Origin of the sequence: Fictibacillus sp. b24 (assembly GCF_030348825.1) — a bacterium.
Taxonomy (GTDB): domain Bacteria; phylum Bacillota; class Bacilli; order Bacillales; family Fictibacillaceae; genus Fictibacillus.
Genome location: NZ_JAUCES010000005.1, coordinates 3744243 through 3759388, shown reverse-complemented (window position 1 = coordinate 3759388; position 15146 = coordinate 3744243). Strand labels below are relative to the sequence as shown.

Genomic DNA, 15146 nt, shown 5'->3' with positions numbered 1-15146 from the left:
CATTCTATATAGTCAATCCTTAAAATTGTGGGTTATTATGAAACAATATAAGCGTTGTACGGTATAGGAGGATAATGATGAAGGTTAAATGGTTAACATTTTGGATGTTTGCGATAGCGGTTTTACTATTACCTCTACAGCATGTTATTGCGAGTTCTGCAGTTAAAGGGGAGATTGAGTACACAAAAAATCAATTAACTCCTACACTCGAACAAGGGGCTAAAAAGAATCCTGATCCTAATGATCCGAACAATCCTAACAATAATGGGAATGGCGGCGGTGAAAAAGAGGACGGCAAAGAAGAAGATGACCGTCCTTGGTGGGAAAAAGCAGCAGATGTAGTAGTGGATAAAGTTAAAAAAGGAACAGAAACAGTAGTTGACGCTGTAACAGATGCAGGTGAATACATAAGTGATAAGACGTCTGAAATAGTAGATGCCACAACAGAGTGGTGGAATGAACGTTCTCTGCTTGAAAAATCTTTAATCATCGTCGGTGTTATTGCGACAGTGGTAACACTTGGAGCTGCAGCAGGTGTAATCTCAGCGGGTGCCGCGTTAACGATGGGCGTTATGGGTGCTGCAAACTATGCGTTGTATGCTGCGACTACGGACAATGTTAGTTTCTGGGGCGGCCTAATGTGGGGCGGACTTGGAATGGTAGGCGGAGGGATCGGACTAGCTGCAAAAGGTGCGAAATTCCTTGCCCCTGCCCGTGCAGCACTTAGCAGCGGAAAAGCAGCTGTAGCAGGAAGACTAGCTTCTTTCGTTCCTGCAGCAATTAAAGGAAGTCGTTTTTATCCAGTGATAGCTGGTGCAGCACGTGCGATCATCCCAGGTATGATGAAAGGTGCCGTGGCTGGATCGGGTCTCGCTGTATACACACATATGGCGAAATGGGCCATTACAGGTGAAACTCCAAACTGGGGTGAAGTTGGAAGAGACGCTATGATTTGGGGAGCAAGTGGTGCTGTAGCTGGGGGAATGTTCAAACCAGTCGCAAATGCGGCATCACGTTTTGTAAGTAAAGGAAAAGCAATGATTGCAGGTGCTTCTACAAGTGCCGGGTCAGAGAGCGTAGTAAGTGACTGGCTTGAAGGTAAAGGAATCGATCTGAAGAAAGCGGCAATCGCAGCATCTGCTGTTGTTGTATTGGGTGGAGCAGGCGTACTCGCAACCCAAATGACAAATAAATCGGTTAAGCAAGTAGCGACCACGACTGAGCTAGCATCGGATACGATGAAAGTTGCGAAGGCGGATGATGGAGTACAGGCTGGGCAAAATGGTAGTGCTGAAGGTAAAGTGAATTCATCGGCAAATACAGCGGATAAGACATCCGAAAGTACAACTACAAAAACAGCAGATCAGACAGGGCCTTTAGCTTTAGATTTGCAGTACTTCAGCAGTAAAACAGATTCCAAATCTATTACAGATAGTGTAATCAATACAAAAACATCACAACAATTAAAAACATTACTAAACGAAAAAGGCATTGATGATGTCTACTTCCAGAGTTTATTACATCCTGAAAGAACTCTAAATTCATCAGAAACAGCTTTAGTTAATCAAGTTCGAGAAGAATTATCTACAGTAGCTAGTGGAACGATGATGCAGAAGGTAATTCCTGAAAAAGATATATACCAATATTTATATAATAAGGATTATACAGGTACTAGAGGATTCGTTACTACAAAGGAACACGCTGATGGTCTTATAAGCTTAGAAGATATATACAAAGGTGAAAGATTAGATTATTCTAATACACCTTTTAGAATTACAGAAGAAGTTGTCGAATATCCATTTCATATTGTAAAATCTGATGGATTCTATGGAGTATTTCACTACAAAGCGGATCCTTCATTGTTATCAACTCCAAATTGGAATGCAACACCTGAAAATTATCCGTTTACAGGAAGAGGTTTCACAGGAAGTAAAACGGAAATAATTCCGGAGTATTATCAAGAAACAAAACCTTTTGAAGATGGTGATTTACTTTTGGTTAAAAATGATAAAGGTGAAGTGTTTGCAGAACTTGTATTTAAGAAAAACAAAGGTTGGGAAATAAATGAAAATAAATAAAATTAAAGAGAATGGTTTATACGCTATATATTGTAACAAGGAATATGAACTTATTATAAGAGAGAATAAGTACCTTCTTTTTAGTACAGATAATGAGGATTTTGAAAAAAACGGATTTACTTTTTATGAAGATGCTTCAGGCAATATAGATAAAGATATGTTTATTAAAAAAGTTAATAGTGAAGAAATTGATGAAGCATATAATGTTAGAATGTACGGTGTTTATAAAGGTCATGAATTTTTTATCATGAGAGAAAATAATGGTGAAGTACTAATAACAATTTCTAGTCCCAGAGAAGTTGAAATAGCTAAGGATCTAGACTTCAAGTTTGTGGAACCTTTTGTATATGATAAAAAAGTGTTAATTGACGATTTAGATGAAATTATAGAAAAACAAGAGAAAGTTTACCTCGATTAAGTTAAAAGTACAGCTTGTGATATTGATCATAAGCTGTTTTTATTATAGAGAGCGTCTTTAGCGACTGGCTTTAAGGAATAGACATTGATCTGACCAAGTTGCAAATGATTTTGAAGATGGAGATATGTTTCTTAAATTCGAGACTGTAATGGAAAGGTTCAATATACCCTCTTATTCGATGAAGAAAAGAAAGGGTGGATTTTAGTTGAATAAAAATAACATTAATAAAAAAGGCTTGTTTGCTATTTATGAAAATAAAGAATATAAACTCATAAAAAGGGGACATGAATATTATATTACTAGCCGGGATTCTTCTGATTTGAAGAAGGGTTTTGAGTATTATGTAAATGTTGCAGGTCAGATTAATACAGATATATTTATGAAAAAGGTTAATCAAAATGATATACAAGAAGCTTATAAAATTGAAATGTGGGCTAAATATAAAGGTGAAGAGTTCTATATTATGGGTGAAGATAATGGAGAAGTACTAATTACAACGAGTAATTGCGATATTGCTAAGAAATTAGATTTTAAGTTTGTAGAACCATTTGTTTATGATAAACATGTTCAAATTGAAGACCTCGATGAAATTATTGAGAAACAAGATAAAGTCTATTTAGACTAAATTTGAATAAAACAGTTCGATGATATAATTATCTCGAACTGTTTTTTTTATGTCCGACCCACTTTTATTCTTGATCAACAGTTGGTTCATTGAAAAGAAAAATATTATCAATGATATTTTCAATTTAGAAAGGTAAGAAATTAAAATGTTAGATATTCATAAAGGAAAATTAGTTATTAATAAATTACAGTTTGTAGTCGACAAAAATTTAAATAAAGAAAAATTTCTTTATTCTCCTCTCTCCAAACTAATTTTTAACAAGTTCGAATCGGCAAATTGGATAAGTTATTCGATACAGCCGCAGTATATAATGGGAAAAACATTTGGTTTAACATTTACTTTTAAGGATTCTATATTTCAAACACTTGCACTAAGTTATAGTGAAATGAAGGAAATACCTTATGATAAAGAAAATGAAGAAAAAAGGAAGGCAGTTCATGATGCGTGGTTACAAGAATTATTTGGAGAGCCACATGAATATGGCCCTTTTTGGACTAAATATAAATTTACTTGGGGTTCAATATCATCTAGTTTAGATCCTAGGGCAGGACAAAGTATAATATACTTTGCATTTGAAACAGATTAGTTTGACTCAACTATATAGAGTATATAGAGGTGTTCTATGAACGATAAAACGATGTTAATTAAACAGCTCGAAAAAGTAGTAGAATTGTTAAATCAAAAAAGAATAGAAGAACCGACAAGAATGCTAGATTTAATCGTTTCTAAATACGAAAAGGCACTAAAAATAGTAAATTCTAAAAGTGTAAGTGAAATTACATATGCAGATTTAAGCATAAACGGCAGTGTGAGGGCTTATGTAGATGCCTATAGTGATTGGTTGAATCCAATGTTAGGTGAAATGGATAAAGCAGAAAAGATGGCTGAAAAATTACTCCCTCGGAGGTAAATATGGATGTGAAGTTCGGTAATTATGTAATTTATAAATCATCAAGAGAATATAAAGCAATTAGAACGGGAGATCAAGTTGAAATTGTATCTAAAAATCCAGAAGATCAATTTGCAGGATTCGTGAAATATAGTGAAGGATACATTAAAACTTTAGATTTAAAAGATATAACAGCAGCTAACCGTGTCCAAACAATGGCAAAGTTTAAAAACAGAGATTTCTTATTACTGTCTAGTAAAATGGGATATTCCTTAATTACATCTGGAGACGTTAATGATCATCAATTACTAGACTGGGGCTTTGAACAAGTTAATAAGGGAGAGTACAGACTTGAGCACGTTAAACAAGAAAAGCTAGACAAAGTATGGGAAGTTAGAGAGCCAATCTGGCAAGATATTATAAAAAATAATAAAGATTTGTGGAAATTCTAATAGATCTAGATACTCCTCATTCTTGTATTTGTACTCTTCTAAAACCTTAAATGCATTCATGGCATTTGAGGTTTTTTGCATTTCCAGAATTTTGTTGACTTGTATTTAACCTCTTTTTTAAAAAAGGAACGATAGTACTATAAAAATTATATTAATTTACATGTTAATTATTTCCTGCGTATAACTTTGTTTATTGTAATTTAGTAGGAATTAGGCTGCATTCCTTTGATGGTTAAGGGAGAAGGGCGGGCATTACAATTTCACAAAACGAAGTATGAAGTCCTTTAAATTAATAAAGTTAGTATGAGGGTTTTGTCGAAAAAAATCGAATCTCAACAACTATAGTAAAATAGTCTCAAAAAACCTTTAGAATTGTTGTTATAAAAGCATTTTAACGCGTTGACGTGCTTAAAAAAACTGTGGTACTTTTTCGTAGTATAGAATTTGACAAAATATGCACAGAAAAGTCTGTTGATGGAGTGGAAGTTAAAAAATGATTGATGCAAAGAGAAAAGCACTCATATTTTTATCATTAGCATTTATATTAGCAATTGTTACAGCTGGACTAATACTTAACGAGATTAAACAGGCTCAAACGGCTATGGGTGAGACAGTTGAAGTGGCTTCGGCTAGTAAAGACATCGGATCAAACCGTGAGATTAGCGAAGATCAGATTGAATGGATTGAGATGCCTAAATCCAGTGTTGTGCCCTCATTTATCCAAAGAAAAAATGATCTAGATAAGAAGATTGCCCTCGTTAATATAAAGAAGGGCGATATCCTCTCCAAGAACATGTTGAGAGGGGATGTTGATATCCCGGCAGATCACCGTGTTGTAATGTTGAACCCTACGGAGAATGTGCTGATTGATGAAGAAGTTACGCCAGGTGACATTGTAGATGTCATTGTATCAACAGAGGAAAAAGAAGGTCTGAAAACACAGCGCCTCCTTAAGAATGTATCTGTCGTTCAAGCGGCAACAATGCCGACGAAAGATAATCCTGATGCAAAACAAATAAAGGTTTCTTTAACTGTTCAAGATGCAGAGCAATTGATTCATTACCAAAACAAAGCGAAACAAATTCGTGTGTTGCTTGTAAACACCATTGCTGAAGAGGCAGGCGAACCAGCGAAAGAAACAACAGCTCCTGAGAAGGCTCCTGCAAAACAGCCGGCTCAAGAAAAACCAAAAGCTCCAGCACCAACACCAGCTCCAAAGCCTGAACAACCCGCATCCAAGCCAGCGAACTAATGGATGATGTTAAGAAAGGAAGTCTAGTCATTCATGAATAAATTAAAAGCACTCATTATATCTACCAATGAAAATCTCATTACACATTTAAAAGGTTTGTGTGAAAAGCACTCAATTGATGTTGAAAGTATATCAGAATGGAAGAAGTCATTTTCCGATACGTCTACATATTCCTATTACTTTATTGATGAAGAGACCGTTACAGATGATCAAAATATTTCCGTCCATTCTTTAAGCTACCTGATTGGAATCGTGCAGAATCCTTCATTTGAAATGGTCAGGTCTTGGATGAACAAGGGTGCAAATGATGTTGTTGTACTGCCAGAAGATCGTAACCGGCTAGATGAGTTTATCCAAAATACAAAAGAAACAGCTCAAGCACGTGAAACGAACTATACCAATGCTGGAAAAATTGGTGGTAAGGTAAGTGCATTTTATAGTGCGAAGGGCGGTTCAGGCAAAACATTCCTAGCAGCTGCCATCGCACAAGCTTTGCAAGTACGACATGATCAAAAAGTAATTGTTATTGATCTGAACGCACAATTTGGTGGTTTAGAGTCCATGTTAGGGTTAGAAGTAAGCCGTTCATACGCTGACTTGCAGCCTGTAGTAAAAGAGCTTGGCATTCACCATATCGAAAATGTAGCTTTTAAGGATGAAAGAACAGGAAATCTTGTCATGCTAAGTCCAGCTAATCCAGCAAAAGCGGAAGATATTACAGAAGAGTTAATCTCCAAGCTGATTCGTATTTGCCGTCAAAGTTTTGATCATATCATTCTCGATCTTCCATCAAGTATCAATACGGTAAGTTTTACGGGACTAAATGAAGCAGCTCATATCTATTACGTTCTTACACCGGACAGCCCAGGATTAAAAGCTTATAAAACAGCTGAAGATGTATTTCAGCGATTCCAATTGGGCAATAAAGAAAACCTATCTGTCATTATTAATCGCGCGCACGCGAAGAACGAGTTAACAGAAAAAGATTTAGCTGAAGTTGTACCGCGGCCTATTATCGGTAAAGTGAGAGCTGACTTCTTTAACATTCAGCCTAATATCAACATGGGAACACCTTTTTACTTAAAAAAGAAAGAGAAGCCAGGATCTAAGGCTTTGAAAGATATTGTTCAACTCGTAGAAAAAAGCATGAAGTAGGTGATGACTGTGTCCTGGTTAAAAACAGCTGCACAACAGAATGCTACCAATGATAACTGGGATATTAATGACCAGAGTATCGACCATTGGGTGAAGCATTTTAAGTCAAGGTTAATAAAAGAAGCTAATCTTGAATCCATAACGGTGTTAACTCCTCAAGAGAGAAAACAGACGATCGAGCGTTTGATTTCTCAAATGATCCAGGAAGAACGAATCATCATTCCTCAGATGGAGATTGAGGAAATTATTGATCAGATCATCAACGAGTCTGTTGGTTATGGTCCGCTGGAAGTACTTCTGCAAGATGATTCGATTACAGAAATCATGGTAAATGGTCCGAGGGAAGTTTTCATAGAAAGAAACGGAAAACTTGAAAAAACGAATATACGGTTTAAGGATAATCAGCATGTTAGGCATATTATCGATCGTATTATTGCTCCTCTTGGCCGAAGAATAGACGAGAGTTCTCCGATGGTAGATGCAAGATTGCATGACGGCAGCCGTGTGAATGCCATTATTCCTCCAGTAAGTTTAGACGGACCATCAATGTCCATTCGTAAGTTTAATAAAAAACCTTTTACTTTACAAAACCTGTTATCGTTCGGCACGTTTTCAGAGGGGATGGGAGAATTCCTCCAAACAGCTGTAAAAGCGAAATGTAACATTTTAGTATCCGGGGGAACAGGCAGCGGTAAGACAACGTTACTTAACGTATTGTCAGATTCGATCCCACTTGGTGAACGTATCATCACCATTGAAGATATGGCTGAACTGCGATTCTCTTACAACAACTTAATTCGAATGGAAACAAGACCTCCCAATATGGAAGGAACAGGCGAAATCACGATTCGCCAACTCGTAAAGAATGCTTTGCGTATGAGACCCGATCGTATTATTGTCGGAGAGGTGCGTGGAACAGAAGCATTAGATATGCTTCAAGCGATGAATACGGGTCATGAAGGATCTCTTACAACCGTCCATGCCAACACACCAAAGGATGCACTTGGCCGATTAGAAGCGATGGTCATCATGTCAGGACTTCCGCTAACCGTAGATGTCATTCGAGGATATTTTGTAGGAGCGCTCGATCTCATCGTTCAGACAAATAGACAAACGGATGGAAAAAGAAAGATTACCAGCATAGCAGAACTAGTTGAAGTGGATGGACAAGTACATGTGAAAGATATTTTTAAATACGTACAGCAAGGTGTAAAAGAAGATGGCTCTGTTATCGGCCAATTTGAAGCAACGGGTTATGTACCTGAAGCTCTTAATAAAATTAAAGCTTTTGGTTTAGAAGTTCCAAAAAACTTGTTCGAAAAAGGGGCGATGAAATAATGGTTGCGTGGTTAGCCCTTTCCAGTACTTTTATTCTCTTCATATTAGCATTCTATTATTTCAGAGTTGCCTCAAGTAATAAAGATACAAAGAAAAGAGTTGCGACATGGTTTGAAGGAGAAAGAAAGATTGAAAGAAAAAGTGTTGTACTGCTCATCGGAGACAAGTACGACAAATCAGAGCTTGCGGAAGATCTCCAAAGAAAACTAGTGCAAGCAGATCTAAAATTAAAGCCTTCTGAATACATGGGCATCTATTTTATGACATTTGCATTTATCTGGTTTGTGAATCACTTTTTGCTGAAGTTAGATTTTCCTTTAGATGCAACACTAGCTTATTTCATCGTCTGGTTAGGTTCTAAAATGTTCCTGAATTCCAGACAGAATAAAAGAAGTGAAAGTTTCAATAAACAACTGCCAGAAGTGTGCCGGATGATGAGTAACGCGATCAAAGCCGGTCTAACGATACCTCAAGGAATTGAGTTAGTCGGAAGAGATATTAAAGCACCTGCTGGCCCTGAGTTTCAGATGATGGACCAGCAGCTCAGACTAGGTGACGATTTTGAAGAAGTAATGGATCGTTTTAGAGAACGGGTGCTAAGTAAAGACCTAAACATCTTTGTGAGCACCATTCTCATTCAGCGTAAAGTAGGGGGAAACCTCACTGAAGTACTTTCTCTAATGGCACAAACGCTGGAAGAACGAGCAAGAGTAAATAAAGAAGTGGATACGGTAACAGCTGAATCGAAGTTCGTTGCTTATATTCTACCGATTATGCCGCTTATGATGGCGATGATGATGAACTTGTTCATTCCAGGATTTCTAAATCCGCTGTTTACTCCTTTAGGACTTATTCTTCTAGCTGTTTTTCTAGCTATGCAAGGGTTCGCCTTCATGCTCATAAAAAAAGTTACAAAGATAAGGGTGTAGCGGTATGAATCCAAATACGAGTTCACTAGCTGTATTGGCCATCGCCTTCATATTATTATTTCTATTGATAAGCTTTATCTACATTTGGATCTTTATAGCTAAGAAATCCAATCTTCATAAAGCATTAAAAATGGAAAAGAAGAAAAAGAAGCAAAAAAGAAGCAGGTCCGGCTTGTTTATGGATCCGTTGTTAAAAGCAGCGGATTATGCTAAACCAACAGCCGTAAAATATACATTTTTTACGAATAAATCCCAGGAAGAACGATTACTGGTACTAGCTGGAAGTCCGTATGGTTTAACGCATGAACTTTTTCATAGCCTTCGTTTTGTCCTGGCTTTAGGACTTCTTATGTACTCTGTGCTTTATTTACTGCTAGGACTGCCTTTTGGTTTAATGGGAATGCTTTTCCTTCCTCTGATCGGTTACTTTGGTCCGATCGTCTGGTTGAATTTAAAAGCAAAAGACAGGCAGGAGCTCATCAGTGCGGCGATGCCAGATTTCCTTGATACCGTCAGCGTTACCTTATCAGCAGGCGTTGGAATCGATCAAGCATTGCACCAAGTTACTAAGCAATTTGACGGCCCCTTAATAGAAGAAATAGAGCAATTTAATCGAGAAGTAGATTTAGGTGTTCCTCGTAAAACAGCTTACATGAATCTTTTAGCGAGGAATAAGTCAAAGGAGCTGGAGATGCTGGTTAACTCCTTGCTTCAAGGACAAACATTGGGAGTTCCCGTTTCAACGACATTTAGACTGCAAGCGGAAGATCTGCGTGCTATGAGAGGATTTAAGGCAAAAGAAAAGGCTGCAAAAGCAAGTCCTCAGATTACACTGATCACTACATTTTTTGTAGCACCAGCCGTTTTTGTACTAATTATTGGATTGTTATTTTTAAATGTTGTGTATAATCCTGGCGCTTTCGGATTGGATATTTTATTCGATTAGCCAGATGTAAAAATAAAAAAATAGGCTGTTTTCTAAATGAATGTTGCTTTTGATCCATTTGATACCTCGTTGAGAAGTTGATTGGAGTGCAAGGTGCGAGACTCCTGGGGGAGCAGCGGGACAGGTGAGACACCCAACGTGCAAAGCATGGGGTGGCTCACCGCACGCCCCCCGGAAAGCGAGCACCTGGAACGGAAATCAACCACTTCCAAGAACAACAAAGCTTACGAAAACAAGCAAATAAATAAAACTAAGGGAGAGATTTTCATGATGAACAAATTATATGCTAAGGCACAAAACAAGATGGAAACATACAAAGGATATGTAAAGAACGAAGAAGGCGCGCAAGCACTTGAGTGGATCGCATTAGGTACTGTTGTTATCGCTGTTATGGCAGCAATCGCTACAGGTGTTTCTGGAAACGCAAGTGGTTTAGGACAGGCAATCATTAGCAAGTTGACTCAACTTATTAATGGTATTAACTAATTCCAGATGAAGCGGCTAAACTTTACAAAATACATTCAAAACCAGAAGGGATCACAGCTAATCGAATTTGTGGCTGTGTTCCCTATGGTTATATTCGCCATGCTTTTCATATGGCAGATGGCACTAGTGGCCTATACCGTTGTCGTTTCAGAAGCAGCAGCCAGGGATGGTGCTCGTGTCGCCTCTGTAGAAGGTGATTATCAAGCGACTGTTCAAAAATCAGCATCTGGACTGGATGTTCGTGCAACACATAGTTATGGAAGCAGTTCATACGGAGAAGAAGTAACCGTCACCGTTACCTCCAAAGTACCAACTGTATCTATACCTTTTGTAGGTAGAATCAATTATTCACTCAATGCGGATGCAACCATGCCGATGGAGGAGGATGAAGCGGATGAAGATTAAGTGTGTTGATAATGAAAAAGGAAGCACCCTTTTAGTTGTCATGGGGTTATTAATAGCCTCGATCTTCATTAGCTTCATCTTTTTTGATTTCTTTACGACGTTTGCGACAAAACGCGTAAGTCAAACAAGTGCTGATGCAGCAGCTCTTGCGGCCTCTAATGAAGCAAAAAAGGTTTATGATGAAGAACTGTCTAAAGAGTTGAAAGACCGCATGGAGAAATTAAAAAAAGATGCGGATAAAGAGAAAGATAAAGAAGGCAAAGAAGAGGGAGAAGAACCTCCTGTTGAAGATGATGGTTTATTAGGCGGTATCTTTGATGGAGTGGGAAAAGAAATGCCTCCCGATTTAGAGGAATGGCTTGAGGACCCAACTGTCGATGTAGATTTAAATGATGCGCTTAAATATTTGTTTGAAGAAGATGAAGTTAACGATATCGCTTGCGGTGCTATCAATGAAAATCGTAATCGTATTGAAGAAGCCGCTAGGCATTATGCAACCAAAAATAAAAGCGATGACGTTGAGGTCGAATTCTTCTATAACAACGCTTTTCAAATCTATGTGGAAGTAAAAAAAGGAGCTGAATTCGTGACTGTTGATGAAGAAGCATTAGGAGATAACAATCAGGTTAAAGCAAATGGTTCTGCAGTTATTCAGGCACCTAAAGGGATGAATATCGTTTGTAATTAAGAATCAGTCCTTTTATCTTATTTCTTTCTAAAAGGTAAAACGGGTCAAAAATTTTCGTGGAAACTCTTATTAACATCAATGTTCTCAATGATTTTTATTGCGTTATCACTTATGAAAAAGCTTATAGATTAATAACCATATAAGGAGATCACCCATGAAAACGATGCTGAAAAGCAAGCTTGCTTTAAGAATATTTCTTCTATGCTTAATTGCAGTACTTTCTGCTTGTTCTGATTCTGAATCGGCTTCTACAAAGGAAAAAGAAGAGAAGAAGACAGAAGAGAAAAAAGAAAAGATACCAGAAGCAGCTACTAAAGTGGAAGATATGATTAATGAAGGGCCAGGCTTTGCTCTTGAAAAAGAGAATGAAGAGATAAAGAAACAGCTAGAGAAATATCCTAAAAAGTTAAACGGTGAAGACGCATATAATCTAGCTGTTTTTCTTGGGGCAGCTGAACACCAAAAAGTCTTTGAACTATATGATGAATACAATCCTGGGTTTAATGATGTGGAAGGCGCGCCTGGCAGTGATGCTAAACCTCGAAATTTAGTACTTCTTCTAGATTCAAGCGGAAGCATGAATGGAAAAGTAGATGGCGGCGTTAAGATGGATTTGGCTAAACAGGCTATCTCTAATTTTGCTTCAAAAGCGAACAAAGAAGATCAGGTTATGCTTCGCGTTTACGGACATAAGGGTACAAGTAAGGACAGTGATAAGAAGCTTTCATGTGAAAGTCATGAGGTGGTTTATCCATTATCGAGCTATGATCAGGGTAATTTTTCTGATTCACTAAATAAGTTTAAGCCTGCCGGATGGACCCCGATTGCTGGATCCATTCAACAAGTGGAAAAAGATCTAGCTGGTCAGGCGAATCCAGGCATGGAAACGCTTCTTTACATAATCAGTGATGGTGTGGAAACGTGTGATGGAGATCCTGTTGAAGCGGCACGCGCGCTGCACAACTCTTCTTTAAAAGCTCAAGTGAACATCATCGGATTTGATGTTGATGATAAGGGCCAACAGCAATTGAAAGCTACCGCAGAAGCAGGCGGTGGCGAATATAAAACAGTGCGTAATGCGAGCGAGCTTAACAGTATCTTTAAAACATTAATGGAACAAGCATGGGAAGGAATCAAAAAAGACCAGTGGGCAGCGAACTCTGGTACACAAGTAAACTATGCTTATGTAGATAAATTAGAAGTATTGAACGAATTGAAATTCAGAGTATCTGATGTTGTCTCAACAGAGGCAATGGGACTAAGTAATATGATAGGTGCCATGGAACAAGAAAAGATGATTACTTTAGAAGAGGCAGAGAAAGCAAGAGCTAAGGTGAATGAACGAGAAGAAAAAATTAATACGTATAATGAAGAGAAGTTTGAAGAGCTTAAAAAGCAAACGGATGAAGAGAAAGATAAAGCTTTTAAACAAATTAATAATTCTTCACAAAACTAACGAACAACTTGAGAGATGGAAACCCCATCTCTTTTCTTTTGAATGGTTCTTTTCTAAAAGCTTGTTGCTTCCAAACCTCATTTCATCTGTGACAGTTGATTGGAGTGGAAGGTGCGAGACTCCTCGAAAATTAAACTTCAAATTTTCTTCGTGCGATGTGTCGCTGCCGAAGCCTTCCTTGTCCTGCGGGACAGGCGGGCAGGTGAGACACTTAAGAGTGAAACGTAAAGAATGTGGCTCACCGCCTGCCCCGCGGAAAGCGAGCACCTGGAGCGGAAAGCAACCACTCCCAATAACATCAAAGGTTACGAAAACGCCCTTTGAATAAACCCCGAGGAGAGTAAAGAAATGAAAACCAAGATTACGAGTTTGCTTCTAATTTCCATGGCCCTGACCCTGACCGCTTGTAGCCCTGATCAAGACTCTTCTACTAAACCATCAATAGAAGAGAAGAAGGACAAGTATACAACTCTTGCTGAGGAAGCGAACAAAGAGGAAAAGCTTGAGAAGCTAGAACTCCTTCCGTATGCAGAAGAAGTGGAAGCGACGATATCCAGCCCCAAGTACAAAGAGTTTACAACAAACTCAACCGTACTCATTAAAGGTAAGGCGAAAAAGTACAGCGGCTTTAAGTCTGACCATGTATGGATCAAGGTGAGAAGTGATGAAGATGGACCGAATGGACGGGAATTTAGTTATTACGCTCCTATAAAAGAAGGTAAGTTTGAACAGAAGGTCCAGCTGTTTAACGGAAAAGGTAATTACTCCGTTAAGGTGAGTGTGCCGAGTGATACGGCTGAAGACTATTATTACGACATTGCTTCATTTGATGTGGAAAACGTGAACCCTGAGATCAAGCGTGATGTTGCGTTTACGAAGAACGCTTATAAACACGGTTTAGTGTTAAATAATTCCATAAATGGGTATATGGAAAGAGATGGTTTCTTCGAGTTGGCTGGTGAAGTTGCGGAACTTGGTGTGGGACAGCTTATGGTGGAGCTCAAAAAAGAGAGTGAATCTACCAAGATTATGATTCCGATTAAGGATGGAAAATTCACGAAGAAAATTCCGCTTTATTATGGTGAAGGTGTTCATGAAGTTCAAATCATGACACCAAAAGAGGGAATGACAGATTTTTATTCAGAAGCGGCAAATTTGTTTGTTAAAAATCTATCAAGTGATACCTTTCAACCTATTAATTACTCCTCGGCCTATAAAGAAAAAGGATTTAACTTGGAAACCCCTGAAGTTAGCGGTGAAAAGGCAGATCTAACATATACGATCAAAGGAAGTATCGATCCTAACGGAAAAGACGCCAACAAAACGGATGTTGTCTTTGTACAAACCACAAAGGGTGACTTGAAAGCCATGTATGCCATTCCGGTCGAGAATAATGAATTTAAGGGAGAGTTCTTTCTTCGTTTTGGGCCTGGTGAGTATGAGATTTCTGTTATGGCTCCTGATTTTATGTCGACAAATGGGTATATGCAGTATTTTGTTGGTGTTGCTGGATTTACGGTAGAGAACACAAATGCTCAAGATCAGCGATTTACGCTGCCTTCAAGAGGAATTCAATCGGATGCACCTCAAATAAGAAATTTAGCATCTCAGCTGACGAAGAATAAGAAGACTGAAAAAGAAAAGGCGCTTGCTGTATACGAGTATGTCGCTAAAAACGTAAGCTATGATGTGGATAAGTTAAATAATCGTACATTCGAGTTTGATGACAGTGCATTAAAAACGCTGGATGAGAAAAAGGGCGTTTGTCAGGACTTTGCTTATTTAGCGATAGCTCTGTTACGAGCAAGTGGAATGGAAGCGCAGGTGGTAACGGGATATGCTGGCCAAAATCATGCGTGGGTAGAGACGAAAGTGGACGGACGCTGGTTGACGATGGACCCAACATGGGGATCAGGTTACTTACAGAACAACAAGTTCGTACCAAAATTCACGATGGAATACTTTGATCCAAAACCAGCAGAGTTTCAAAAAACACATAAAAAGGAAGAAGTGGAGTTCTAATTAAATA

The 15146-nt window shown here is 38.2% G+C and carries 17 protein-coding genes; all 17 read left to right on the top strand.

The annotated features are described in order from the left end of the window. Positions 1 to 77: 77 nt before the first annotated feature. The gene (locus QUF49_RS19715) at positions 78 to 2078 is read left to right on the top strand and encodes a hypothetical protein (RefSeq protein ID WP_289497390.1); all 2001 of its coding nucleotides are present in this window, start codon (positions 78 to 80) and stop codon (positions 2076 to 2078) included. After that, entirely contained in the window at positions 2065 to 2496 is a 432-nt protein-coding gene (locus tag QUF49_RS19710) for a hypothetical protein (protein ID WP_289497388.1), read from the top strand. The genes QUF49_RS19715 and QUF49_RS19710 overlap by 14 nt, the downstream gene beginning before the upstream one ends. 205 nt (positions 2497 to 2701) lie before the next feature. Next, positions 2702 to 3121, top strand: coding sequence for a hypothetical protein (locus QUF49_RS19705; protein WP_289497386.1), 420 nt, complete (start codon positions 2702 to 2704; stop codon positions 3119 to 3121). Between the two features lie 145 nt (positions 3122 to 3266). Further along, entirely contained in the window at positions 3267 to 3707 is a 441-nt protein-coding gene (locus tag QUF49_RS19700) for a hypothetical protein (protein WP_289497385.1), read from the top strand. 36 nt (positions 3708 to 3743) lie between these two features. After that, complete coding sequence (locus QUF49_RS19695) at positions 3744 to 4031, top strand: hypothetical protein (RefSeq protein WP_289497384.1); 288 nt, start codon at positions 3744 to 3746, stop codon at positions 4029 to 4031. A gap of 2 nt (positions 4032 to 4033) precedes the next feature. Further along, positions 4034 to 4462 carry a hypothetical protein gene (locus tag QUF49_RS19690; protein ID WP_289497383.1) on the top strand — a complete coding sequence of 143 codons (429 nt, stop codon included), beginning with the start codon at positions 4034 to 4036 and terminating at the stop codon, positions 4460 to 4462. Positions 4463 to 4955: 493 nt separating this feature from the next. Then, the gene (gene cpaB, locus QUF49_RS19685; protein WP_289497382.1) at positions 4956 to 5714 is read left to right on the top strand and encodes a Flp pilus assembly protein CpaB; all 759 of its coding nucleotides are present in this window, start codon (positions 4956 to 4958) and stop codon (positions 5712 to 5714) included. A 33-nt stretch (positions 5715 to 5747) separates the two neighbouring features. Further along, a complete protein-coding gene (locus QUF49_RS19680; RefSeq protein ID WP_289497381.1) occupies positions 5748 to 6869 on the top strand; it encodes an AAA family ATPase in 1122 nt (373 codons plus the stop codon). A gap of 3 nt (positions 6870 to 6872) precedes the next feature. After that, positions 6873 to 8207 carry a CpaF family protein gene (locus QUF49_RS19675; protein WP_289497380.1) on the top strand — a complete coding sequence of 445 codons (1335 nt, stop codon included), beginning with the start codon at positions 6873 to 6875 and terminating at the stop codon, positions 8205 to 8207. Further along, on the top strand, positions 8207 to 9136 hold the full coding sequence (locus QUF49_RS19670; protein WP_289497379.1) for a type II secretion system F family protein: 930 nt from the start codon (positions 8207 to 8209) through the stop codon (positions 9134 to 9136). Before QUF49_RS19675 ends, QUF49_RS19670 begins: the two co-directional genes overlap by 1 nt. Positions 9137 to 9140: 4 nt before the next feature. Beyond that, positions 9141 to 10082 (top strand): type II secretion system F family protein, encoded by a 942-nt coding sequence (locus QUF49_RS19665; protein ID WP_289497378.1) that lies wholly within the window; start codon positions 9141 to 9143, stop codon positions 10080 to 10082. 93 nt (positions 10083 to 10175) lie between these two features. Continuing rightward, entirely contained in the window at positions 10176 to 10568 is a 393-nt protein-coding gene (locus tag QUF49_RS19660) for a Flp family type IVb pilin (RefSeq protein ID WP_289497377.1), read from the top strand. A 6-nt stretch (positions 10569 to 10574) separates the two neighbouring features. Next, positions 10575 to 10973, top strand: coding sequence for a TadE/TadG family type IV pilus assembly protein (locus tag QUF49_RS19655; RefSeq protein WP_289497376.1), 399 nt, complete (start codon positions 10575 to 10577; stop codon positions 10971 to 10973). Continuing rightward, positions 10963 to 11661, top strand: coding sequence for a pilus assembly protein TadG-related protein (locus QUF49_RS19650; RefSeq protein ID WP_289497375.1), 699 nt, complete (start codon positions 10963 to 10965; stop codon positions 11659 to 11661). Before QUF49_RS19655 ends, QUF49_RS19650 begins: the two co-directional genes overlap by 11 nt. Positions 11662 to 11815: 154 nt before the next feature. Beyond that, on the top strand, positions 11816 to 13117 hold the full coding sequence (locus QUF49_RS19645) for a vWA domain-containing protein (protein ID WP_289497374.1): 1302 nt from the start codon (positions 11816 to 11818) through the stop codon (positions 13115 to 13117). A gap of 202 nt (positions 13118 to 13319) precedes the next feature. Then, positions 13320 to 13445: a hypothetical protein gene (locus QUF49_RS19640; protein WP_289497373.1), complete on the top strand. Its 126-nt coding sequence runs from the start codon at positions 13320 to 13322 to the stop codon at positions 13443 to 13445. Between the two features lie 20 nt (positions 13446 to 13465). Next, positions 13466 to 15139: a transglutaminase domain-containing protein gene (locus QUF49_RS19635; RefSeq protein WP_289497372.1), complete on the top strand. Its 1674-nt coding sequence runs from the start codon at positions 13466 to 13468 to the stop codon at positions 15137 to 15139. Positions 15140 to 15146: the final 7 nt, after the last annotated feature.